The sequence below is a fragment of the Methylobacterium ajmalii genome (assembly GCF_036448855.1).
GTDB classification, from domain to species: Bacteria; Pseudomonadota; Alphaproteobacteria; order Rhizobiales; family Beijerinckiaceae; genus Methylobacterium; species Methylobacterium ajmalii.
In genome coordinates, this window is the sequence record NZ_JAZFXT010000033.1 from 40349 (window position 1) to 61169 (window position 20821).

General features: G+C 72.3%; 20 protein-coding genes. 17 read left to right on the forward strand and 3 right to left on the reverse strand.

Features of this window, described 5'->3' with window-relative positions:
• Window positions 1-48: 48 nt before the first annotated feature.
• From V3T34_RS16280 to V3T34_RS16310, 7 genes are all read left to right on the forward strand, one after another.
• Complete coding sequence (locus tag V3T34_RS16280) at window positions 49-1374, forward strand: methyl-accepting chemotaxis protein (RefSeq protein ID WP_060847349.1); 1326 nt, start codon at window positions 49-51, stop codon at window positions 1372-1374.
• Between the two features lie 102 nt (window positions 1375-1476).
• Window positions 1477-1878, forward strand: coding sequence for a YciI family protein (locus tag V3T34_RS16285; RefSeq protein ID WP_060847348.1), 402 nt, complete (start codon window positions 1477-1479; stop codon window positions 1876-1878).
• Window positions 1875-3146 (forward strand): RNA polymerase sigma factor, encoded by a 1272-nt coding sequence (locus V3T34_RS16290; protein ID WP_305079051.1) that lies wholly within the window; start codon window positions 1875-1877, stop codon window positions 3144-3146. Before V3T34_RS16285 ends, V3T34_RS16290 begins: the two co-directional genes overlap by 4 nt.
• 82 nt (window positions 3147-3228) lie before the next feature.
• Window positions 3229-3654 (forward strand): VOC family protein, encoded by a 426-nt coding sequence (locus tag V3T34_RS16295; protein WP_060847346.1) that lies wholly within the window; start codon window positions 3229-3231, stop codon window positions 3652-3654.
• A gap of 57 nt (window positions 3655-3711) precedes the next feature.
• Window positions 3712-4176: an SRPBCC family protein gene (locus tag V3T34_RS16300; protein ID WP_305079050.1), complete on the forward strand. Its 465-nt coding sequence runs from the start codon at window positions 3712-3714 to the stop codon at window positions 4174-4176.
• An 18-nt stretch (window positions 4177-4194) separates the two neighbouring features.
• Entirely contained in the window at window positions 4195-4671 is a 477-nt protein-coding gene (locus V3T34_RS16305; protein ID WP_305079064.1) for a VOC family protein, read from the forward strand.
• Window positions 4672-4751: 80 nt separating this feature from the next.
• Window positions 4752-6155 carry a sulfatase family protein gene (locus V3T34_RS16310; RefSeq protein WP_305079049.1) on the forward strand — a complete coding sequence of 468 codons (1404 nt, stop codon included), beginning with the start codon at window positions 4752-4754 and terminating at the stop codon, window positions 6153-6155.
• Between the two features lie 95 nt (window positions 6156-6250).
• Here V3T34_RS16310 and V3T34_RS16315 read toward each other — a convergent pair whose 3' ends face one another.
• Both V3T34_RS16315 and V3T34_RS16320 read right to left on the reverse strand, forming a co-directional pair.
• On the reverse strand, window positions 6251-7021 hold the full coding sequence (locus V3T34_RS16315) for a class I SAM-dependent methyltransferase (RefSeq protein WP_305079048.1): 771 nt from the start codon (window positions 7019-7021) through the stop codon (window positions 6251-6253).
• Window positions 7022-7140: 119 nt separating this feature from the next.
• Complete coding sequence (locus tag V3T34_RS16320; RefSeq protein WP_060847342.1) at window positions 7141-7617, reverse strand: Lrp/AsnC family transcriptional regulator; 477 nt, start codon at window positions 7615-7617, stop codon at window positions 7141-7143.
• Between the two features lie 125 nt (window positions 7618-7742).
• Between V3T34_RS16320 and V3T34_RS16325 the strand changes: the two genes are divergently transcribed.
• A complete protein-coding gene (locus V3T34_RS16325) occupies window positions 7743-8369 on the forward strand; it encodes a LysE family translocator (RefSeq protein WP_305079047.1) in 627 nt (208 codons plus the stop codon).
• Between the two features lie 30 nt (window positions 8370-8399).
• Here V3T34_RS16325 and V3T34_RS16330 read toward each other — a convergent pair whose 3' ends face one another.
• Window positions 8400-9566: an aminotransferase class I/II-fold pyridoxal phosphate-dependent enzyme gene (locus tag V3T34_RS16330; RefSeq protein ID WP_305079046.1), complete on the reverse strand. Its 1167-nt coding sequence runs from the start codon at window positions 9564-9566 to the stop codon at window positions 8400-8402.
• A gap of 199 nt (window positions 9567-9765) precedes the next feature.
• Here V3T34_RS16330 and V3T34_RS16335 point away from each other — a divergent pair, with 199 nt between their 5' ends.
• From V3T34_RS16335 to V3T34_RS16375, 9 genes are all read left to right on the forward strand, one after another.
• Window positions 9766-10584 (forward strand): DsbA family protein, encoded by an 819-nt coding sequence (locus tag V3T34_RS16335; protein WP_305079063.1) that lies wholly within the window; start codon window positions 9766-9768, stop codon window positions 10582-10584.
• 148 nt (window positions 10585-10732) lie between these two features.
• On the forward strand, window positions 10733-11236 hold the full coding sequence (gene accB, locus V3T34_RS16340; RefSeq protein ID WP_407942719.1) for an acetyl-CoA carboxylase biotin carboxyl carrier protein: 504 nt from the start codon (window positions 10733-10735) through the stop codon (window positions 11234-11236).
• A gap of 13 nt (window positions 11237-11249) precedes the next feature.
• Window positions 11250-12605, forward strand: a complete 1356-nt coding sequence (gene accC, locus V3T34_RS16345) for an acetyl-CoA carboxylase biotin carboxylase subunit (RefSeq protein WP_305079044.1) — start codon at window positions 11250-11252, stop codon at window positions 12603-12605.
• A 263-nt stretch (window positions 12606-12868) separates the two neighbouring features.
• Window positions 12869-13135 carry a hypothetical protein gene (locus tag V3T34_RS16350; RefSeq protein WP_305079043.1) on the forward strand — a complete coding sequence of 89 codons (267 nt, stop codon included), beginning with the start codon at window positions 12869-12871 and terminating at the stop codon, window positions 13133-13135.
• A gap of 277 nt (window positions 13136-13412) precedes the next feature.
• Window positions 13413-14075 carry a leucyl/phenylalanyl-tRNA--protein transferase gene (aat, locus tag V3T34_RS16355; protein WP_060847336.1) on the forward strand — a complete coding sequence of 221 codons (663 nt, stop codon included), beginning with the start codon at window positions 13413-13415 and terminating at the stop codon, window positions 14073-14075.
• Window positions 14076-14365: 290 nt separating this feature from the next.
• Window positions 14366-16828, forward strand: coding sequence for a TonB-dependent receptor (locus V3T34_RS16360; RefSeq protein WP_060849375.1), 2463 nt, complete (start codon window positions 14366-14368; stop codon window positions 16826-16828).
• A 224-nt stretch (window positions 16829-17052) separates the two neighbouring features.
• On the forward strand, window positions 17053-18405 hold the full coding sequence (locus V3T34_RS16365; RefSeq protein ID WP_331369579.1) for an ATP-binding protein: 1353 nt from the start codon (window positions 17053-17055) through the stop codon (window positions 18403-18405).
• Window positions 18402-19034: a response regulator gene (locus tag V3T34_RS16370; RefSeq protein WP_060847335.1), complete on the forward strand. Its 633-nt coding sequence runs from the start codon at window positions 18402-18404 to the stop codon at window positions 19032-19034. The genes V3T34_RS16365 and V3T34_RS16370 overlap by 4 nt, the downstream gene beginning before the upstream one ends.
• Before the next feature lie 323 nt (window positions 19035-19357).
• A complete protein-coding gene (locus tag V3T34_RS16375; protein ID WP_305079704.1) occupies window positions 19358-20809 on the forward strand; it encodes a diguanylate cyclase domain-containing protein in 1452 nt (483 codons plus the stop codon).
• Window positions 20810-20821 lie beyond the last annotated feature (12 nt).

A 20821-nucleotide genomic window follows, 5' to 3' on the forward strand; every position in this document is an offset into this window, starting at 1 on the left:
GATACGGGGATCGGGGGAAATCGAGCCATCTCACCCTGGATCCTCGCCATGTTCCGCTCCCGTCACGCCCCTGCGCCCGTTCCCGTCGAGACCCCGGAGATGGTGGAGGAGCGCCTCGCCGGTCTCGTCGAGCGGGCCGGCGCCAGCGGGTCCGACCTGGGCTCCGGCCGCCTCGCCCGCTCCCTCGGTCAGCTCGTCGGGCGCCTGCAAGTGGCCGCCGCCGCGGATCTCGGCAGCACCGCCCGCGTCGCCGCCGAGGCCTCCGAGGCCGCGACGGTGCTGGGCTGGATGACGCACGACGCCAGCGAGATCGCCGGCCAGACCCGAGCGATGGCGGCGGCGGTCGAGGAGGTCGCGGCCTCCACCCGAGAGCTCGCGGGCCGCTCGCAGGCGAGCGCGGAGGTCGCCGAGCGGGCGAGCGGCGGCATCGCGTCCTGCGCGGCGGACATGCGCGAGGCCAGCAGCACGATGGCGGCGATCGAGACCCATGCCGGGCAGATCGAGCAGCGCCTGACCGGGTTCGAGAGCGCGGCGCTTCAGATCCAGGAGATGGCCGGCACGATCGAGGCGATCTCGAGCCAGACCAACCTGCTGGCGCTCAATGCCACGATCGAGGCGGCCCGGGCCGGCGAGGCGGGCCGCGGCTTCGCCGTGGTGGCGGCGGAGGTCAAGCAGCTCTCCGGCCAGACCGCCCGGGCGACCGAGCAGATCCGCGGCCGCCTGGCGGTGCTGCTGCAGGAACTGGCGGCGATCCAGGCCGCGGTGGCCGAGAGCCGCCACGCCGTGGCGAGCGGCACCGCCGCGGTGGCCCGGGTCGAGGCCCGGGTGGTGCAGGAGGGCGACGCGGTCGCCCGCTCGGCCGAGGGGATCCGGGCGCTGGCCGAGGTGCTGGGCCAGCAGGAGGCCGCCACGGCCGAGATCTCGTCGGGCGTGCAGCAGGTCGCCGGCAAGGCCCAGAAGACGAGCGACGAGATCAAGGGCCTGATGGCGATCCTGGTGCGGGCCGAGACCAAGGCCCAGGAGGTCCTCGACGCCGGCGCCACGCGCGACCTGCCGGGCTACCGCCTGCTGCGCCTGCCCGCCGACATGGGGATGTGGAAGCGCCGCCTCGCGGCGGCCCTGGTCGGGCTCGGCCAGGCCTCCGCGGCGGTGCCGGCCTTCGCCACGGGCGACGCCGCCGAGCTCGGGCTGGACGCCTCGCACCCGGCCGCGCCCCAGATCGTCGCGGCCTGCACCGAGGCGCGCCGCCACGCCGCCGCCATGGTCGAGGCGCTGGGCGCCGGGGCCTGGGACAAGGCGATCCCGGCCTTCCAGGCCTTCGAGGCCGCCGCCAAGACGCTGGTGACCGCCGCCGAGGGCGCGACGCGCCACTGAAGCACGGGGCCCCGGAGCGGGTTCGCCACCGGGCGAAATTTCGGCGATCCTCGTCGGATCCGGGCCGCCTCGCGCGTCCTGGGACGGAGAGGGATCGCCGCCATGCTCTACGCCATCCTCTGCTACAAGGACGAGGACGTCGTCGCCGCCTGGAGCGCGGCGGACGACGCTGCCGTGATGGACCGGCTCGGGCACGTGCACGCGCGGCTGGAGCGGGACGGCAAGCTCGGCCCGTCGCTGCGGCTCCTGCCGACGAGCACCGCCACCACCCTGCGCAAGGCGAGCGAGCCGCCACTGGTGATCGACGGCCCGTTCGCCGAGACCAAGGAGCAGCTGCTGGGCTTCTACGTCGTCGAGGTCGCCGACCTCGACGAGGCCCTGGAGATCGCCCGCGACCTCGCCGCGGCCAATCCGGGCGGCGCCTACGAGCTGCGGCCGGTCCTGCTCTACAATCCCGACCCGCGCCCGGCCCGGGACGGGCACCGTGAGGGCGGGCCCCGGTGAGCGGGGACTCGCCCGATGCCGCCTGGCTCGCCGCCTCCCTGGCGGCGGCGAGGCCCCGGGTGGTCGCCGCGCTGTCGCGGGTGTTTCGCGACCTCGACACCGCCGAGGAGGCCTTCCAGGAGGCGAGCCTGCGGGCGCTGCGGACCTGGCCCCGCACCGGACCGCCACGGGACGTGGCGGCCTGGCTGATCCTCGTCGGCCGCAACGCCGCCCTCGACGGCAGGCGCCACCTCGCCCGCCTCGCTCCCCTGCCGTCGGACGAGGCGCTGTCCGATCTCGGCGACGCCGAGACGCCGCTCGCCGAGACGATCGATGCCGGGGCCTATCGCGACGACATCCTGCGGCTCCTGTTCGTCTGCTGCCATCCGGACCTGCCGGCGACGCAGCAGATCGCACTGGCGCTCCGCATCGTCTCGGGGCTCTCCGTGCCGCGCATCGCCCGCGCCTTCCTGGTCTCGGAGGCGGCGATGGAGCAGCGGATCACCCGCGCCAAGGCCCGCATCGCCAAGAGCCCGGTACCCTACGGCGCGCCGGGCCCGGCCGAGCGGGCGGAGCGGCGCGCCGCCGTCTCGGCGATGCTCTACCTCGTCTTCAACGCCGGCTACTCGGCCGCGACCGGCACGGAGCGGGCGGAGCTGTGCGACGAGGCGATCCGCCTCGGCCGCCTGCTGCTGCGGCTGTTCGCGACCGACCCGGAGACGATGGGGCTCCTCGCCCTGATGCTGCTCCAGCACGCCCGCTCCCCGGCGCGCTTCGACGCCGACGGCGGGATCGTTTTGCTGGAGGAGCAGGATCGCGGGCTCTGGCGCAAGGCCCCGATCGCCGAGGGGCTGGCCCTCGTCGACAAGGCGATGCGCCACCGCGCGCCCGGCCCCTACCAGGTCCAGGCGGCCATCGCCGGCCTGCACGCCCGGGCCGCGCGGCCGCGGGACACCGACTGGGCCGGCATCGACGCGCTCTACGCGACGCTCGAACGGATGCAGCCCTCGCCGGTGGTGACGCTCAACCGCGCCGTCGCGGCCGCCAAGGTCGCCGGCCCGGCGGCCGGGCTCGCCCTCGTCGAGCCCCTGGCCGGGCCGCTGCAGGGCTACTTCCACTTCCATGGCCTGCGCGGCGCCCTGCTGCAGCAGCTCGGCCGCACCGCCGAGGCCCGGGAGGCGATGGGCCGGGCGATCGCGCTCGCCGGCACCCCGGCCGAGGCCGCGCATATCCGCCTCCAGCTCGACCGGCTGGCCGGGGACGGGTCGAAGGACCGCGAAAGAATCTGAAGCGGGGCTGTCGGGGACGGCCCCCGCCGCCCGTCCTTGCAACGAGGCCGCACCGACGACCGGCCCGACCCCGGAGAGGACCATGAGAGACGAAACGTCCGAAACCCCGTCCGACACGATCCCTCCGGTGAAGGGCGGCCTCGTCACCTACGTGACGGTGGACGGCGCCCTGAAGGCGGCGGAATTCTACGCCCGTGCCTTCGGGGCCGAGACCGTCGCCGCCCTGCCGGCGGACGAGCAGGGACGGACCTGCCACGTCCATCTCCACGTCAACGGCTCGTCGCTGATGCTGTGCGACGCCTATCCGGAGCACGGCCATCCGCTTCTGCCGCCCCAGAGCTTCGCCCTGACGCTGATGGTCGAGGACATCGACGCCCGCTATGCCCGCGCCGTCGAGGCCGGCGCCACCGCGATCATGCAGCCGGCCGAGATGTTCTGGGGCGACCGCTACGGCCAGTTGCGCGATCCCTTCGGAGTGGTCTGGGCGATGAACCAGCCGAAGCGCTGAAGCCGCCGCCGGAACCGGACACCGCCGATCTCCCACGCCCACCCGTCGAGCCCTCCGATGACCGATCCGACCGGACGCGACCTCGTCCTCACCCGCCTGATCCCCGCCCCGGCCGCCGCGCTCTACCGCGCCTGGACCGAGCCGGAGCTGATCAAGCGGTGGTTCGCCCCGCATCCCTTCACGGTCGCGCAGGCCGAGACCGATCCCCGCCCCGGCGGCGCGACCCGCATCGTCATGCGGGGGCCGGACGGGAGCGAGTTTACCAGCCGCGGCGTCTATCTCGAGCTGGTCGAGAATGCCCGCATCGTCTTCACCGACGCCTATGGATGCGCCTGGGAGCCGGCGGCGAAGCTGTTCTTCACCGGCATCATCACCTTCACGCCCGAGGACGGCGGCACCCGCTACACCGCGCTCGCCCGGCACTGGACGGCGGAGGATCGCGCCGCCCACGAGGCGATGGGGTTCCACGACGGCTGGGGCCGCTGCGCAGATCAGCTCGCCGATCTCGCCGCCCGCCTCTGACCGTCGAGGAGACGCATGATGACTTCCGTCAGCACCTGCTTGTGGTTCGCGCGCGACGCCGAGGAGGCGGTGCGCACCTACGTCGCCCTCGTCCCGGATTCGCAGCTCGGGCCGATCCTGCGTGCGCCGGGTCCCTGGCCCGGGGGCGAGCCCGGCGCCGCGATCCTGGTGAGCTTCACCCTCGGCGGGCAGAGCTTCCAGGCGCTCAACGGCGGCACGAGGGCCGACTACGGCACCGCCGCCTCGATCGCCGTCGCCTGCCCGAACCAGAGGGAGGTCGACCGCCTATGGGACGCGCTCCTCGCCGGGGGCGGCACCGAGATCCAGTGCGGCTGGCTGCGCGACCGCTGGGGCGTGCCCTGGCAGATCTTTCCGGAAGTGCTGCCGCGCCTGCTCTCGCATCCGGACCCCGCCGTCGCCGCCCGGGTGTTTTCCGCGATGCAGGGCATGGTGCGGATCGACGGGGCGGCGCTGGAGCGGGCGGCCGCGGGCTGAACCGCGGGCCGATGCCCGGACCGGTTGCCCGTCGGTGCCTCGCCCCGTAGCGTACCTGCAACGGCGCGGGAGGATCGACCATGGCGGGAGTGACGCGCAGGCGCGTGCTGGGCAGCGCGGCCGCCGGGGCGGCGGCGCTCGCCGGGCCACGGGCGGCACGGGCGGCGCACGCCCCGAACATCGTGTTCATCATGGCCGACGACCTCGGCTACGCCCACGTCGCCTGTTACGGCCGGCCCGACCTCGCCACCCCGCACATCGACCGGATCGCCACCCGCGGCGTGCGGTTCACGCAGGCCTACGCCAACTCGGCGGTGTGCTCGGCCACCCGCACGGCCTTGATCACCGGACGCTACCAGTACCGCCTGGCCGTCGGGCTCGAGGAGCCGGTGACGACCCGGTTCGCGGGCGGCATCCCGGCGGGGCATCCGACCCTGCCCGGCCTGCTGCGGCAGGCCGGGTATCGCACCGCGCTCATCGGCAAGTGGCATCTCGGCAGCGTGCAGGAATACGGGCCGCTGCAGCGCGGCTACGACGCGTTCTGGGGCTTTCGCGGCGGCACGATCGATTACTTCAGCCACCGCGGCACCGACGACAAGCCGGATCTGTGGGACGGCGACGTGCGGATCGAGGAGGCCGGCTACGCCACCCACCTCCTGGGGCAGCGCGCCGTCGAGACGATCGCGGCCTCGGCGAAGGCCGGACGGCCGCTCTTCCTCAGCCTGCACTTCAACGCGCCGCACTGGCCGTGGGAGACGCCCGACGACGAGGCCGAATCGCGCCGGATCGCCGGCAGCAACCTGCGCCACTTCGACGGCGGCACCCAAGCCACCTACCGCCGGATCGTCGGCGAGATGGACGCCCAGATCGGCCGCGTCCTCGACGCCCTCGAGGCCAACGGCATCGCCGAGGACACGATCGTGGTGTTCACGAGCGACAACGGGGGCGAGCGCTTCTCGGACACCTGGCCGTTCACCGGCCGCAAGACCGAGCTGCTGGAGGGCGGCCTGCGCATCCCGGCGATCGTGTCGTGGCCGCGGCGGCTGAAGGCGGGCGCGGTCTCGACCCAGCCGATGATCACCATGGACTGGCTGCCGACGCTGCTCGCCGCCGCCGGCTCCGCTCCCGATCCGGCCTATCCGTCCGACGGCATCGACCTCCTGCCGATCCTGACCGGCCAGGCCTCGGAGCGGCTCCGCACGTTCTTCTGGCGCTACCGCGCCAACGCCCAGGCGGCGATGCGCGACGGCGACCTCAAGTACCTCAAGATCCGGGACAACACGTTCCTGTTCGACGTGGTCGCCGATCCGCTGGAACGGGCGAACCTGAAGAACCGCCGTCCAGAGGACTTTTCGCGACTTCAGACGGCCTGGACCGCCTGGAGCGCCGGCATGCTGCCGGAGCGGTCGGACAGCTTCACCGAGAGCTACACAGGCGCGCAGCTCGCCGACCATTTCGGGGTGGCGGCGCCGGCGGGGAAATGACGTCCGGGCGTGCGAGCGCACCCGCTCCCCGGCATTGCGGGGCCGCCGCGCGGCCCCCGGGATGAACGACGCCGATCGTCGGGACACGCGGCGGGTCAGTGAAACCGCTCGCACCAGTACGCGTGCGTCCGGTACGGGAAGGCCACCTCCGGCCGCCCCGCGAGCTCCGGCGTGCGATCGATCAGCGCCCGCACGCTCGCCGCCACCCTCGCCCGCTCCGCCTCCGGCAAGGCCGCGATGAAGCTCACCGACAGGGCACGGTCGAGGATCACCCGCTCGGGAGCGCCGGCATGGCCGTGAGGAAAAACCTCCTCGTGCAGGGGCCCGAATCCCTCGGCCGGAAACGGCGCCCGCCACGCGCCGGTGTGGTAGCGCGGCGCGTCGCCCTCGTGGGCGTTCATGATCGCGGTCAGATTCGCCACCCAGGGCGTGCCCTCGTCGCGGACGTTCCAGACGAGGCCGAAGCGGCCGCCGACCTTGAGCACCCGGCGGATCTCGGCGAGCGCCGCCTTCGTCGAGAACCAGTGGAAGGCCTGGGCGCAGACGAGCGCGTCGAGGCTGGCATCGGCGAGCGGCATCGCCTCGGCGGAGCCGGCGAGCGCGGTCACGCCCGGCAGGGAGCCGGCGAGCGCGTCCCGCATGGCTGCGACGGGCTCCACCGCCGTCACGTCGGCGCCGGTCGCGGCGATGAGGCGGGTGAACTTGCCGGTCCCGGCGCCGAGATCGGCGGCCCTGCGGCCGGGCCCGAGACGCAGGGCGTCGCGCAGCCAGGCGCCGAGCGCCGCCGGATAGTCGGGCCGGCCCCGCGCATAGGTCTCGGCGCCGGAGGCGAAACCGGTCGCGGCGGCGGGATGCAGATCGGTCATCGGTGTCCTCCCCTGGCGGAACAGGCCGGCCGGGTTCGGCGTCGCACGCCCGGCACGCCCGGCACGCCCGGTATCCGGGTGGAGAGGGGCCGGGGCAAGCCCGGTCGGCGACGCCGCGATCAGAGATGGTCGAGGGGTAGCGGGCCCTCGGCCTTGACCGTCTGGATCGCGAAGTTGCTGCGGATGTCGCTGACCCCCGGCAGGCGCATCAGCGTGTCGAGGAGCAGGCGCTCGTAGGCGGCGAGGTCCGGCACGACGACCTGGAGCAGGAAATCGGATTCGCCGGAGACGAGGTGGCAGGCCACCACGCTCGGGAGGAGGCGCACCGCGCCCCGGAACGCCGCCGCCCCGCTCTCGTCGTGGCGGACGACCTTGACCCCGACGAAGACGGTGAGGCCGAGGCCGAGCTCGGCCCGGTCGAGCGTCGCCCGGTAGCCGCCGATGACCCCGGCCTCCTCCAGCAGGCGGACGCGGCGCAGGCAGGGCGAGGGCGACAGGCCGACCTCCTCGGCGAGTTGCACGTTGGTCAGCCGCCCGTCCCGCTGCAGCGCCGCCAGGATGCGCCGATCGATGGCATCGAGAACCATTTTTGGCATCTGTGCGGCTTCCGAAACGGATTTCTTGGCACGGTATGCCAAAGATCGCCGCGCGCGAAGCCGCATTCGGCCGGATCGGCCAGTCCGGGAGCGCTAGGGTCCGGCCGTTCGCCCAAGGGCCCGCCATGACCGATCCCACCATGACCGATCTCGTCGTCTTCCTCGCCTTCCTGGCCGTCGCCTTCCTGGTGCCCGGCCCCGACATGGTGCTGATCCTGCGCACCGGCGCGGCCCACGGGCGGGGGGCGGCCCGGGCGGTGGCCCTCGGCCTCGCCGTGGCCCGCACGGTCCATGTCAGCCTGTCGGCCGTCGGGCTCGCCGCGCTCCTGGTGGCGTCGCCCGTCGTCTTCGGGTGGCTGCGCCTCGCCGGGGCCGCCTATCTCGTCTGGCTCGGATGGCGGGTGTGGCGCGCCGGGGTCGCACTGCCCGAGCTGGGGGGCGCTCCCGTCCTCTCGCCGGCGGCGGCCTTCCTGCGCGGCCTCGTGACCAACATCCTCAACCCGAAGGCGCTGCTGTTCTGCTCCGTGCTGCTGCCGCAATTCGTGCGCTCGGACCAGGCGAACGCGTCCGCCCGCTTCGTCGTGCTCGGCGCCGTCCTCGTCGCGGCCGGGCTCGCCTTCGACCTCGTCTACGCCGAGGCGGGAACGAAGCTCGGCCGCTGGCTCGACCGGCGCCCCGCGGCCCAGCGGGCGCAACGCTGGATCTTCTCCGGCCTGCTGGTCAGCTTCGGCGTCGGCCTGATGGCCGGTTAAGCACCGGCCCCGGGGCCTGCCGCGGGCGCGTCAGGCCAGCCAGCCCTTCAGCCGCCGCACCGCCTCGTGCGCCTCGGCCTCGCCGCCGGCGAACGAAAGGCGCAGGTGGTGGGCCCCGGCCTCCGGGTCGAAGTCGAGGCCGGGCGTCGCCGCCACCCCGGCCTCGTCGAGCATGCGGCGGCAGAAGCCGATCGAGTCGTTGGTGAGCCGCGCGACGTCGGCGTAGAGGTAGAAGGCGCCGTCGGCCGGGTGCACCTCGCCGAGGCCGATCGACGGCAATTCGTTCAGCAGCAGCGCGCGGGCGCGGGCATAGTCGGCCTTCACGCCTTCCAGCTCCTCGGTCGCCTCGAAGGCGGCGAGCGCGGCCACCTGCGACAGGTAGGGCGCCGAGATGTAGAGGTTCTGCGCCAGCCGCTCGATCGGCCGCACCAGGGATTCCGGCACCACCATCCAGCCGATGCGCCAGCCGGTCATGCAATAGTACTTCGAGAACGAGTTGATCACGACCGCGTCGGGATCGACCGCGAGCGCGGTGGCGGCGGGCCGGCCGTAGGTCAGGCCGTGATAGATCTCGTCGGAGATGAACCGCAGCCCCAGGTCGCGGCAGGTCCCGGCGAGGGCGGCGAGGCCCGCCTCGTCGATCATCGTGCCGGACGGGTTGGCCGGGCTCATCACCAGGAGGCCCGCGAGCGGGCTCGCGGCATGGGCGGCCCGCACTCCCGCGGCGGTCGGCACGAAGCCGTCCTCGGCCCGCAGCGGCAGGCCGACCGGCTCGAGATCGACCGCCTGGAGGACCGAGCGGTAGGCCGGATAGCCGGGCGCCGAGATCGCGACGCGCCCGCCGGCATCGAACAGGCTGAGGAAGGCCAGCACGAAGCCGGCCGAGGAGCCGGTGGTGACGACGACCCGCTCGGGCGCGACGGCAACGCCGTAGGCCTCGGCGTAGTGGCGGGCGATCCGCTCGCGCAACGGCGCGAGGCCGAGCGCCTCGGTATAGGGGATGCGGCCCGAGGCCAGCGCCGCCTGCGCCGCCGCGATGGCGGGTTTCGGCGCGGGTGCGGAGGGCTGGCCGACCTCCATGTGCACCACGCTGTCGCCCGCCCGCTCGCGCCGCGCCGCGGCGGCGAGCACGTCCATCGCCAGGAAGGGCGCGACGCGGGCGGCGCGGCGGGAGACGAGAGAGGCGGGTTCGGACATGACGGGCCTTGATGGGAGGGCGCGGGTGCGTCCCCGCACATAGCGGGATTTGCCGGCGATTGCGCCCCGCGGCCGGCGCCGAGCCCGATGTGACCAGGCGTGATTTGACAAGGCCGCCGCGAAACCGCCTAACCGGGGGGTCAAGGAGCGCGCCACGATTGTGCGCCACCGACGGTGGACGACCCCGATGAGGACGACGATGCTGCCCCTGCCCCGCCTTCTGCCCGCCCTCGCCCTCGCGGGCCTCGTCGCCGCGGTTGCCCCGACGCAGGCCCAGTCGCCGACGACCACGCCGGCGGCGCCCACCACCCAAGCTCCCGCCCCGGCCGCGATGCCGGACGCCCAGCGCCAGGCGATCGAGAGCGTGGTGCGCGACTACCTGCTGAAGAACCCCGAGGTGCTGCAGGAGGCGATGGCCGAGCTGGAGAAGCGCCAGCAGGACGCCCAGAAGGTCGCCCAGGCCAGCGCCCTGAAGGAGACCCGCGACACCCTGCACAACTCGCCGCACGGCTTCGTCGCCGGCAACCCGAACGGCGACGTCACCCTGGTCGAGTTCTTCGATTACAATTGCGGCTACTGCAAGCGGGCGCTCACCGACCTGCAGACCCTGATCAAGGGCGACCCGAAGCTGAAGGTGGTCCTGCGCGACTTCCCCGTGCTCGGACCCGATTCGCTCGAGGCCAGCAAGGTGGCGCTCGCCGCCAAGCAGCAGATCAAGGGCGACAAGCTGTTCGACTACCACATCCGCCTGCTCGAGAGCCGCGGCCGGGTGAACGGCGAGCGGGCGATCGCGGTCGCCAAGGAGATGGGCCTCGACATCGCCAAGCTGCAGAAGGACATGCAGGCCCCCGACATCCAGGCGGCGCTGCAGGAGAACGTGGGCCTGGGCGACAAGCTCGGCCTGTCGGGCACTCCGGCCTTCATCATCGGCGACGAGATCATCCCGGGCGCCGTCGGTGTCGAGCCGATCCGCAAGACGGTGGCGGGCGTGCGCCAGTGCGGCCACGCCACCTGCTGAGGTTCCCGCTTGCCCGTCGCGCCGGCGCCACTATCGCGCGCCGGTCGCATGGTCTATGAGGCCCGCCGATCGCCCGACGGACGCCCGACGCCCCCCGCGTCGTCCGACACCGGGTCCCGGCGGGCCAACCCCCGCCCCTCCTTCACGAGTGCCGAAGACCGCCGTGCCCTCCAACAGCAAGCATGATCCCTTCGACCCCGAGCTCGTGCGCGAGCTCGCGACCCTGATCGCCGAGACCGATCTGAGCGAGATCGAGGTCGAGAAGGGCGACCTGCGCATCCGCGTCGCCCGCGAGCGCGCCGTGCAGCAGGTGCAGGTCCCGGTGGCCGCCGTCGCCCCGCCCCTTCCCGCCGCCGCGATCCCCGCCGCCGCGCCGGTCCTCACCGCCGAGTCCGACCCGAAGGCGCTCGCCGCCCATCCGGGCGCGGTGCTCTCGCCGATGGTCGGCACCGCCTACCGCAAGCCCTCGCCCGAGGCGAAGAACTTCGTCGAGGTCGGCTCGCGGATCGAGAGCGGCGCCCGGGTCCTGCTCGTCGAGGCGATGAAGACCTTCAACGACATCGTGGCGCCGCGCTCCGGCACCGTGACGGCGATCTTCATCGAGGACGGGCAGCCGGTCGAGTTCGGCGAGCCCCTGCTGCTGATCGAGTGATCTCAAGGAACCCATGTTCGACAAGATCCTGATCGCGAACCGGGGCGAGATCGCGCTCCGCATCCTGCGGGCTGCCAAGGAGCTCGGCATCGCGACCGTGGCGGTGCACTCCACCGCCGACGCCGACGCCATGCACGTCCGGCTCGCCGACGAGAGCGTGTGCATCGGACCGCCGCCGGCCCGCGACAGCTACCTCAACATCCCGTCGATCATCGCCGCCTGCGAGATCACCGGCGCCGACGCGGTGCATCCGGGCTACGGCTTCCTGTCCGAGAACGCCCGTTTCGCCGAGGTGCTCAACCACCACGGCATCGGCTTCATCGGCCCGAAGGCCGAGCACATCCGGGTGATGGGCGACAAGATCGAGGCCAAGCGCACCGCCAAGCGCCTCGGCATCCCGTGCGTCCCCGGCTCCGAGGGCGGCGTCACCGATACCGACGAGGCCAAGCGCGTCGCCGCCGACATCGGCTACCCGGTGCTGATCAAGGCGGCCTCGGGCGGCGGCGGCCGCGGCATGAAGGTCGCCCGCAGCGAGGCCGACCTCGAGAACGCCCTGATGACCGCCCGCACCGAGGCGAAAGCCGCCTTCGGCGACGACGCGGTCTACATCGAGAAGTACCTCGAGAAGCCGCGCCACATCGAGGTGCAGGTGCTCGGCGACGGCCGCGGCAACGCCATCCACCTCGCCGAGCGCGACTGCTCGCTCCAGCGCCGGCACCAGAAGGTCTGGGAGGAAGGCCCCTCCCCGGCGCTCAACGCCGAGATGCGCGAGCAGATCGGCGGCACGGTCGCCCGGGCGATGCAGGAGCTGGGCTATACCGGCGCCGGCACGATCGAGTTCCTCTACGAGGACGGGCAGTTCTATTTCATCGAGATGAACACCCGGATCCAGGTCGAGCATCCCGTCACGGAGATGATCACCGGGATCGACCTCGTCAACGAGCAGATCCGGGTGGCGGCCGGCGCGCCGCTCTCGGTGCGCCAGGAGGACGTGCGGGTCGAGGGCCACGCCATCGAGTGCCGGATCAACGCCGAGCACGCGGCGACCTTCCGGCCCTCGCCGGGCACGATCACCTACTTCCACCCCCCCGGCGGCCTCGGGGTAAGGGTCGATTCGGCAGCCTACCAGGGCTACCGCATCCCGCCGCACTACGACTCGCTGATGGGCAAGCTCATCGTCCACGGCCGCACCCGCAACGAGTGCCTGATGCGGCTGCGCCGGGCGCTGGACGAGTTCGTGGTCGCGGGCATCGACACGACCCTGCCGCTGTTCCGCACCCTGGTGCGCAACGCCGACATCCAGAACGGCCTCTACGACATCCACTGGCTCGAGGAATTCCTCAAGACCGGCGGGCTCGAGGTCGAGTAGGCGAGCCGGCACGGCGAATCTTCGGCAAGGGGCGTCCTCGCGGGCGCCCCTTCGCGTTTCGGGCCGTGCGGACCCGGCCCGGATGCGGCATCGCAGCAATCGATGGTGCGCGAGATTTTTGCGCGCGCGCCGGAACGGGACGGCGCCTCGACGGTTCTCCCGGCGACAATGGCCGGAACACTTGGATCACCTCTGCGTCAGATGGTGAACAGGGCGTTCCGGACTGTAACGGTCGCAGTCGAGAACCGAGAGAGACTGTCCCCATGCGCATGATCACGCTTGCCACCCTGGCCGCCCTGTTGGCCACCCCCGCCCTCGCCCAGGCTCCCGTCTACGCGGGCCCGGCCGCCCCGGTGGTCGATCCGCTCTCGACCGGCACCGTGGTGAACCCCGATCGTCCGGCTCCCGTCGGCGGCGTCGGCCGCAACACCATCGAGACCGAGATCGATTCGGCCAAGGGCGGCAACGCCGCGATGCCGAGCCGCCTGAACCCGAACCTCGGCAACACCTCGGGCGGCCCGTCGAACTGAGCCGCGACGAGCACGCCGATACGCGAGGAAAGGTCCGCGGCCAGCCGCCGCGGGTCTTTCCTCGTTTGGGCATCTCCCCGCCTTGAGCAGCGCCCGATCGCTTTGCAATCCGGCGCTTCTCGAGGTCGTCGGTTTTGCCGCATTTTCCATCGACGACCCGGTGCCCCCTTCGTCGGAAAATGCTCCCGTTCGACCGGGTCTCCCCGCCGCCCCTTTTCCGGGAGCCGGTCCGGGGTGAGAATGCCGCCCCCGCACCCTGTGCCCGGAACCCCCGTCGATGCACGGCAGCCTGAACGTCGAGATCACCGCGGAGATCCTGCTCAAGGCCTACGCCGCCGGCATCTTCCCGATGGCGGAGGATGCCGACGACCCGACGTTGTACTGGGTCGAGCCGAAGGAGCGGGGCATCCTGCCCCTCGACCGCTTCCATCTCGGGGCTCGCCTCGCCCGCACGGTGCGCAACGGCGACTTCGAGGTGGTGACCGACCGCGACTTCGACGCGGTGATCGAGGGCTGCGCCGCCCCGCGGCGCGACAGCGACCGCACCTGGATCAACGCCCGCATCCGCGCCCTCTACGGCGAGCTGTTCGATCTCGGCCATTGCCACACCGTCGAGGTCTATGCCGGCGAGCCCCGGACTCTGGTGGGCGGCCTCTACGGCGTCTCGCTGGGCTCGGCGTTCTTCGGCGAGAGCATGTTCCACACCGTCCGGGACGCCTCGAAGGTGGCCCTCGTCCACCTCGCCGCGCGGCTGAAGCGCGGCGGCTACACCCTGCTCGACGCGCAGTTCGTCACCAGCCACCTCGCCCAGTTCGGCGCCGAGGAGGTGCCGCGCCAAGCCTACAAGGCGATGCTGCGCGCCGCCATCGAGCGGCCGGCGCAATGGGACGGCGCGCCGCTCACCGGGCCCGAGGCGGTGGCGGCCCTCGGCCATCCGTGACATGATTCGCCCGATCTGGATCCGCTCGACCGTAGACGATCGAACAGGAAGATTCGGCAATTTTCACTGCCGGTCTTTCCCTGACGCGACGTTTTCGGCCCGACGGATTGTTGCAGGACCGTCACTGTGTCCGGGGTTCGCGCGCCGATCCTGGCCCGGTACTTCCTAAGAATGCCGTATGACCTTTGCCGGGATTGCGGCGAAACGGTGAAGCTCGTTATCTCTCCTCCAATTCGCGGCGCCGTGCGGCACCGCACGAGTCGGATACCGGCGGGGGGAGTATGTCGGGCATGGTTGCGTCGCGCTGGGGACTTCTGGTCACGACCGCCCTTGTCTCGGCCGCGCTCGCCGCGCCGGCCGCGGCGCAGGGCACCATCGCCCTCGAGACCATCGATGTCGTGCCGGTCACCCCGGTCGCCGGCGCGGGCGGCACCGCCCGCTCGGCCACGGGCGAGCGGATCGAGGGCGGCGGCAACCTGTCGCTCGCCAAGGTGCCGTTCACCGTCGAGACCGTGACGGCCCGGAAGCTCGAGCAGGACCGCGCCACCCTCGATCCCACCTTCACGCTCGCCCGCACCACGCCCGGCGTGAACCTGTCGGACGGCCAGGGCAACAGCTTCCGCCAGACCCTGACCTATCGCGGCTTCGACGCCTCGCCGCTCCTCGGCGCGCCGCAGGGCCTCGCCGTCTACCAGAACGGCACCCGCATCAACGAGGCCTTCGGCGACGTGGTGAACTGGGACCTGATCCCCCAGGTCGCGATCAACCGCATCGACATCGTCACCGGCAACCCGGTCTTCGGCCTCAACGCGCTCGGCGGCGCGGTCAACATCGAGATGAAGAACGGCTTCACTTGGCAGGGCAAGGAAGTCTCGGTGATCGGCGGCTCCGACGGCCGCATCCTGGGCACCCTGCAATACGGCGAGGTGATCGGCCCCTGGAGCTTCTACTTCGCCGGAGAGGGCCTGCGCGATGCCGGCTGGCGCTACAAGTCGCCGTCCGAGATCGGCCGGGTCTACGCCGATATCGGCCACCGCACGCTCGATTCCGAGTTCCACATCATCGCGTCCGGCGCCAAGACCTATTTCGGCGCCGCCGCCGCCTCGCCGGTCGACTTCACCCGCAACAACGAGCGGGCGATCTTCACCTATCCGCAATCGATCGACACCACGGTCGGCCAGGTCCAGATCACCGGCAAGGTCAACGTCTCGCCGACCTGGGACCTGTCGGGCAACGCCTATGTCCGCCGCCTGAGCCAGTTCGTGATCGACGGCAACGACGGCAACTTCGAGAATTGCAGCACGCGCTCGAACTTCCGCGGCTTCCTGTGCTTCGAGGATGACGGCTTCTCCGCCGCTCCCGGCCAGACCCAGGCGCAGTTCCGCAACCAGTTCCTGATCCTCGGGCCGCAGAACCAGCGGATCCCGTATCGGGACGTGCCCTACGGCACCCTGGACACCGTGCGGACCGAGGCGACCGGCTACGGCGGCACGCTGCAGGCCACCAACCGCGACCGCGTCTTCGACCGCCCGAACACCTTCATCGTCGGCGGCAGCATCGATGCGGCGACCTACAGCTTCAAGTCGGCGAGCGCGCTCGGCGTCATCAACCCCGACCTCAGCGTCACCACCGACCCGAACAACCCGACCTACGGCAACATCCCGGGGCTCGGCACCGGCCCGATCCGCACCGCGGCGGCCCTCGGCATCGCGCCGAGCCAGGTCATCGGCTCGAACCTCTACATGGGCCTCTACGCCCTCGACACGTTCGACGTCACCGACCGGCTCTCGCTCACCGCCGGCGCGCGGCTGAACTTCGCCCGGATCAGCACCCAGGACCAGACCGGCTTCTCGCCCGACGTCACAGGGACCCACTACTTCAGCCGCATCAATCCGGTCGCCGGCCTGACCTACCGGATCGCGCCCTGGATGAGCCTCTACGGCGGCTACTCGGAGTCGAACCGGGCGCCGACGCCGCTCGAGCTCGCCTGCGCCAACCCCGACCGGCCGTGCCTGCTGCCGAACTCGCTCGTCGCCGATCCGCCGCTGCGCCAAGTCGAGGCCCGCACCTACGAGGTCGGCATCCGCGGCTCGGTGCCGAACTTCTACGAGGACGGCCTCCTCAACTACAAGCTCGGCGCCTTCCGCACCGACCTGACCAACGACATCCTGCAGGTGGCAGTGCCGGGCAACGCGGCGCGCGGCTACTTCGTCAACGTGCCGGCGACCCAGCGCCAGGGCATCGAGGTCTCGGCCGAGTACGTCACCGGGCGCCTGAGCCTCTACGCCAACTACGCGCTGATCGACGCCACCTTCCAGTTCCGTGGCGATCTGTCCTCGCCCAACAACCCGCTGGCCGACGACGGGCTCATCACCATTCGCCCGGGCAACAAGGTCCCGCTCGTCCCCGACCACCAGATCAAGGCCGGATTCGACTACGCGATCACGCCGTTCTGGCGCTTCGGCATGAACATGCAGGCGTTCTCGTCGTCCTACTTCCGCGGCGACGAGTCGAACATCAACCGCAAGCTGCCGGCCTACTTCACCGCCAACCTCAACACCAGCTTCCAGCTGACGCAGAACGTGCAGATCTTCGGCCTGGTGACGAACCTGTTCAACAACCGCTACGCCAATTTCGGCACCTTCCTGGAGCGCAGCAACGACTTCGCCGGCCGCTACGTCCTGAACGATCCGCGCACCACCACCCTGGTACAACCGCTGTCGGTCTATGGCGGCGTGCGGATGACCTGGTAGGACGGCCGACCGGCGGACGAGGCGTCGTCCGCCGCATTGACAGCGAGCCCGCCGCCGGGCTCGTGTCGCGGGGTTTCCCCCGCTCCCCCGAGAGCCCGTTGTTTCCGCGCCCCGCCCCCACACCGCCGTTCCCCGAGACTGACGGGGCCGATCCGCACCGTCCGGGACCGGCCGGCGCCGCCGCCGGACGCGGGCTGGTACCCGCCCTGTGGTCGGGCCGGCCGATGCGGGCGCGGCTGATGGTGGTCGTCGTCCTCATCGACCTCGTCGCGGCGGCGATCTCCGGCGCGGTCATCATCCACAAGGCGCGCAGCGCGACCGAGGTCGAGACCGCGGCCTCGCTGGCGGTGGTCGAGCCGCTGGTGGCCGAGACCCTGCAGGCCCTCCAGGACGCCCCCCTGCCGGGCCTGTTCCGCACCCTGGCGCTGCGCTTCCAGGGGCTGCGCCACGTCCGGGTGACCCTGCTCGATGCCGCGAACCAGCCGGCAGGGACCGGCCCGCGCCATGAGGGCCGGCGGCGCGCCCCGGGCTGGTTCGCGGCGCTGATCGCCCCGCCGGCGCAACGCCACGAGGTGCCGCTGGTGCTGCGCGGCGCCCGCATCGGCACGGCGCTCGTCACCGCCGAACCCTCCGACGAGATCGACGAGGTCTGGGGCTATGCCCTGGCCCTGGGTCTCACCGGCCTGTCGCTCAGCCTCGCCATGCTGGCGATCCTCTACGTCGCCTTCGGGAGAATCCTGAGCCCGCTCGCCCAGCTCGCCGCCGGGCTGACCCGGCTGGAGCAGCAGGATTACGGCGCCCGGGTCGACCGGCCCGACACCCGCGAGCTGGCCGTCATCGCCGCCCGGTTCAACCGCCTCGCCGAGGCGCTCGGGGCGGCCCGGGCCGCCAACCTGCGGCTCCACCGTCGCCTGCTCACCGCCGAGGAGGACGAGCGCCGGCGCACCGCGCTGGAACTCCACGACGAGTTCGGCCCGTGCCTATTCGCGCTCGAGGCCAATTCCTCCTCGATCGCCCGCATCGCCACGACCCTCGACGAGCCGGCGCGCGGCCGCCTGACCCAGCGCACCGACGACATCGCGGCGATCGTCAAGCGGGTGCAGACCATCAACCGGGCGCTCCTCAACCGCCTGCGCCCGGCCGGGCTCGGCCAGGTGCCGCTCGCCCGCTGCCTCGAGCTCCTGGTGCGCGAGGCCGCCCGGCACCACCCGGAGATCGCGGTCGAGGGCCGCTTCGCGCCGCTCAAGGACGGCTACGGCGACCTCGTCGACCTGACCGTCTATCGCTGCGTGCAGGAGGGGCTGACCAACGCGCTCCGCCATGCCGGGGCGGAGCGGGTGAGCGTCGCGGTCGCCGAGGAGGCCGACGGCAGCGTGCGCCTCGCCGTCGAGGACGACGGTGCCGGCCTTGGGCCGGACCGGGGCGACGACCGGACCGGGGGGCGGGGTCTCGCCGGCATGCGCGAGCGGGTCGAGGCGCTCGGCGGCCGGCTGGCGCTCGTCCCGCGCGTGCCCGGCACGGCCCTGCGGATCGTGCTGCCGGCCGGCCCCGAGACCCCCGAGGAGGCATCGCCGTGACCCGCATCGTCGTGGTCGACGACCACCCGATCGTGCTGCGCGGGGCCAGCCGGCTGCTGGAAGACACCGGCGCCGAGGTGTGCGAGGCCGCGAGCCTGTGCCGGGGCTACCGGGCGATCCTGCGCCACCGGCCGGACGTGGCGGTGATCGACCTCACCTTCCCGGGCCGCGACCTCGGCGGCCTCGCGCTGATCGGACGGGTGCGCAAGCGGGCGCCCGCGACCCGCATGATGGTGTTCAGCATGCACGCCGATCCGGCGGTGGTGGCCCGGGCGCTCGCCGCCGGCGCCGTCGGCTACGTGCTCAAGGATGCGCCCGCCGGCGACCTGGTCCGGGCCTACGAGCAGGTTCGGGCCGGCCGGCCCTACCTCGACGGGACGCTCGCCACCGAGGTCGCCCTGCTCCAGGCCGACCCGCGCCGGACGATGCTGGGCGCCCTCACCCCGCGCGAGCGCCGCGTCCTCACGCTGCTGGCCGAGGGCCGGGGCTACACGGCGATCGCCGACGATTTGTCGGTCAGCTACAAGACCGTGACCAACGCCTGCGCGGCCCTGCGCCAGCGCTTCGGGCTCGGGACCCTGACCGAGCTGACGCATTTCGCCGTGCGCCATGCGGGGGATCTGCGCTGAGGCGCTCGGAGCCCGGATCGGCTCGGGTTTTCGCCGAGGGAAACGAGCGTCATCGACCGTTTGCGCAGGCCGGCGATGTCCGCCCCGCGCCCCGTGCCGAGACGAGGGGATAATCGGGACGGGAGGACCGTCGCCGATCCGCTCGACGACATAGGCAGATGCGAGCGGATACCTCCCTTCGACGGGGCCAGCGCCGCGGTCGGGCCTTCAGAGCTTTCGGCAGACGCCGTCCCCCCGGCAACGTCACGAGCGGTTAAACCCGTTCGGCGTAAGACATCGTCGCGTTCTCGCCTCGGCGAGGCGATGTGGGGGCGGAACGGCGCATGTCGGACGATCAGCACGAGGCGCTCCGGCAAAAGGCCCTGGCCGAGATCGCCCTCCTCGATACGCCGCCCGAGCGCGAGTTCGATGCCCTGGCGAAGCTCGCACAACGCATGCTCGGCACCGGCATGTCCTCGATCACCCTGATCGCCCCGGAGCGCCAGTGGTTCAAGGCCCGCTGCGGGCCCCTCGCCCCGCAGACCCCGCGGGACGGGGCGTTCTGCCCGGTCGTGGTCGAGACCGGGGCGCCGCTCGTCGTCGCGGATGCCCGCCTCGATCCCCGCTTCGCCGGGAGCCCGTTCGTCACGGGCGCACCGAACATCCGCTTCTACGCCGGCGTCCCGGTCCGCGTTCAGCGGCCCGGCGGCGACCCGGTGACGGTCGGGACGCTCTGCGTCCTCGACGCGCGACCGCGCGAGCCGACGCCGATCGACCTGGAGGTTCTGGAGGGACTGGCCTGCCTCGCGGAGGCGCTGATCGAGTCCCGGTCCGTCGCGCTTCGCGCCGCCGAGGCCGCGGAGGAGCACCGTCGGACCGCAGAGCGGCTGGAGCGCGAGCGGCGCCAGTTCAAGCAGGCCGAACGCATGGCCGACATGGGATCGTACCGATACGACATCGAGAAGCGGTCGACGGAGTGGTCGGACGGTGTCTTCGCCATCCACGAACGCCCCGTCGCCGCCGGCGTCCCGGGCGAGGACATCCTGCACTACTTTCCCGAGCCCGACCGCACCGCGTTCGTCGCCGCGGTGATGCGCACGCTGGAGACGGGCGAGCCGTTCGAGCTGGATGCCGATTTCGTCACCGCCAAGGGCAATGCGCGGCGCGTGCGGTGTTCGTGCGAGATCGAACTCGCCAAGGGCAAGCCGGTCGCCCTCATCGGCCTGATCCAGGACATCACCGAGCGTCACCGCCTGGAGCAGCGTCTGCGTCATCTGGCCCGCACCGACGACCTGACTCAGCTGGCCAACCGCGTCGAGTTTCACCGGGTTCTCGATGCCCGGCTGCGGGACGCACGCGCCGCGGACGGCGACGTGGCCGTCCTGCTGATCGACCTCGACGGCTTCAAGGGCGTCAACGACGCCCTCGGCCATGCCGCGGGCGACGCGGTGTTGCGCCGGGTCGCCGATCGGCTGCGCGCCTCCTGCAATGCCGGGAGCTTTCCGGCGAGGCTGGGGGGCGACGAGTTCGCCGTCGTGCTGCCCGCCGATGTCGACGGCGTGGGAGTGGACCGGACGGTGCAGCGCCTCCTGCACGACCTCGAGATCGTCATGGAAGGTCCCGGCCACATCGCTCGCGTCACGGGAACGATCGGGATCGCGTGGTCGAGCATGGCCGGGCAAGACCGCGACAGGCTCCTGCGGCAAGCCGATGCGGCGCTCTACGTCGCCAAGCGCACCCGGAAGGGAACGGCGGCGACCTACAGGATCGACGCGGACGACCGGCAGGCGGGGTGAGCCCGCCCCGGC

Excerpts from the sequence above, each read along its gene's own strand:
- V3T34_RS16280 (WP_060847349.1), top strand. The coding sequence starts at position 49 with ATGTTCCGCTCCCGTCACGCCCCTGCGCCCGTTCCCGTCGAGACCCCG.
- V3T34_RS16285 (WP_060847348.1), top strand. The coding sequence starts at position 1,477 with ATGCTCTACGCCATCCTCTGCTACAAGGACGAGGACGTCGTCGCCGCC.
- V3T34_RS16295 (WP_060847346.1), top strand. The coding sequence starts at position 3,229 with ATGAGAGACGAAACGTCCGAAACCCCGTCCGACACGATCCCTCCGGTG.
- V3T34_RS16300 (WP_305079050.1), top strand. The coding sequence starts at position 3,712 with ATGACCGATCCGACCGGACGCGACCTCGTCCTCACCCGCCTGATCCCC.
- V3T34_RS16305 (WP_305079064.1), top strand. The coding sequence starts at position 4,195 with ATGACTTCCGTCAGCACCTGCTTGTGGTTCGCGCGCGACGCCGAGGAG.
- V3T34_RS16310 (WP_305079049.1), top strand. The coding sequence starts at position 4,752 with ATGGCGGGAGTGACGCGCAGGCGCGTGCTGGGCAGCGCGGCCGCCGGG.
- V3T34_RS16315 (WP_305079048.1), bottom strand. The coding sequence starts at position 7,021 with ATGACCGATCTGCATCCCGCCGCCGCGACCGGTTTCGCCTCCGGCGCC.
- V3T34_RS16320 (WP_060847342.1), bottom strand. The coding sequence starts at position 7,617 with ATGCCAAAAATGGTTCTCGATGCCATCGATCGGCGCATCCTGGCGGCG.
- V3T34_RS16325 (WP_305079047.1), top strand. The coding sequence starts at position 7,743 with ATGACCGATCCCACCATGACCGATCTCGTCGTCTTCCTCGCCTTCCTG.
- V3T34_RS16330 (WP_305079046.1), bottom strand. The coding sequence starts at position 9,566 with ATGTCCGAACCCGCCTCTCTCGTCTCCCGCCGCGCCGCCCGCGTCGCG.
- V3T34_RS16335 (WP_305079063.1), top strand. The coding sequence starts at position 9,766 with ATGCTGCCCCTGCCCCGCCTTCTGCCCGCCCTCGCCCTCGCGGGCCTC.
- accC (WP_305079044.1), top strand. The coding sequence starts at position 11,250 with ATGTTCGACAAGATCCTGATCGCGAACCGGGGCGAGATCGCGCTCCGC.
- V3T34_RS16350 (WP_305079043.1), top strand. The coding sequence starts at position 12,869 with ATGCGCATGATCACGCTTGCCACCCTGGCCGCCCTGTTGGCCACCCCC.
- aat (WP_060847336.1), top strand. The coding sequence starts at position 13,413 with ATGCACGGCAGCCTGAACGTCGAGATCACCGCGGAGATCCTGCTCAAG.
- V3T34_RS16360 (WP_060849375.1), top strand. The coding sequence starts at position 14,366 with ATGGTTGCGTCGCGCTGGGGACTTCTGGTCACGACCGCCCTTGTCTCG.
- V3T34_RS16365 (WP_331369579.1), top strand. The coding sequence starts at position 17,053 with ATGCGGGCGCGGCTGATGGTGGTCGTCGTCCTCATCGACCTCGTCGCG.
- V3T34_RS16375 (WP_305079704.1), top strand. The coding sequence starts at position 19,358 with ATGTCGGACGATCAGCACGAGGCGCTCCGGCAAAAGGCCCTGGCCGAG.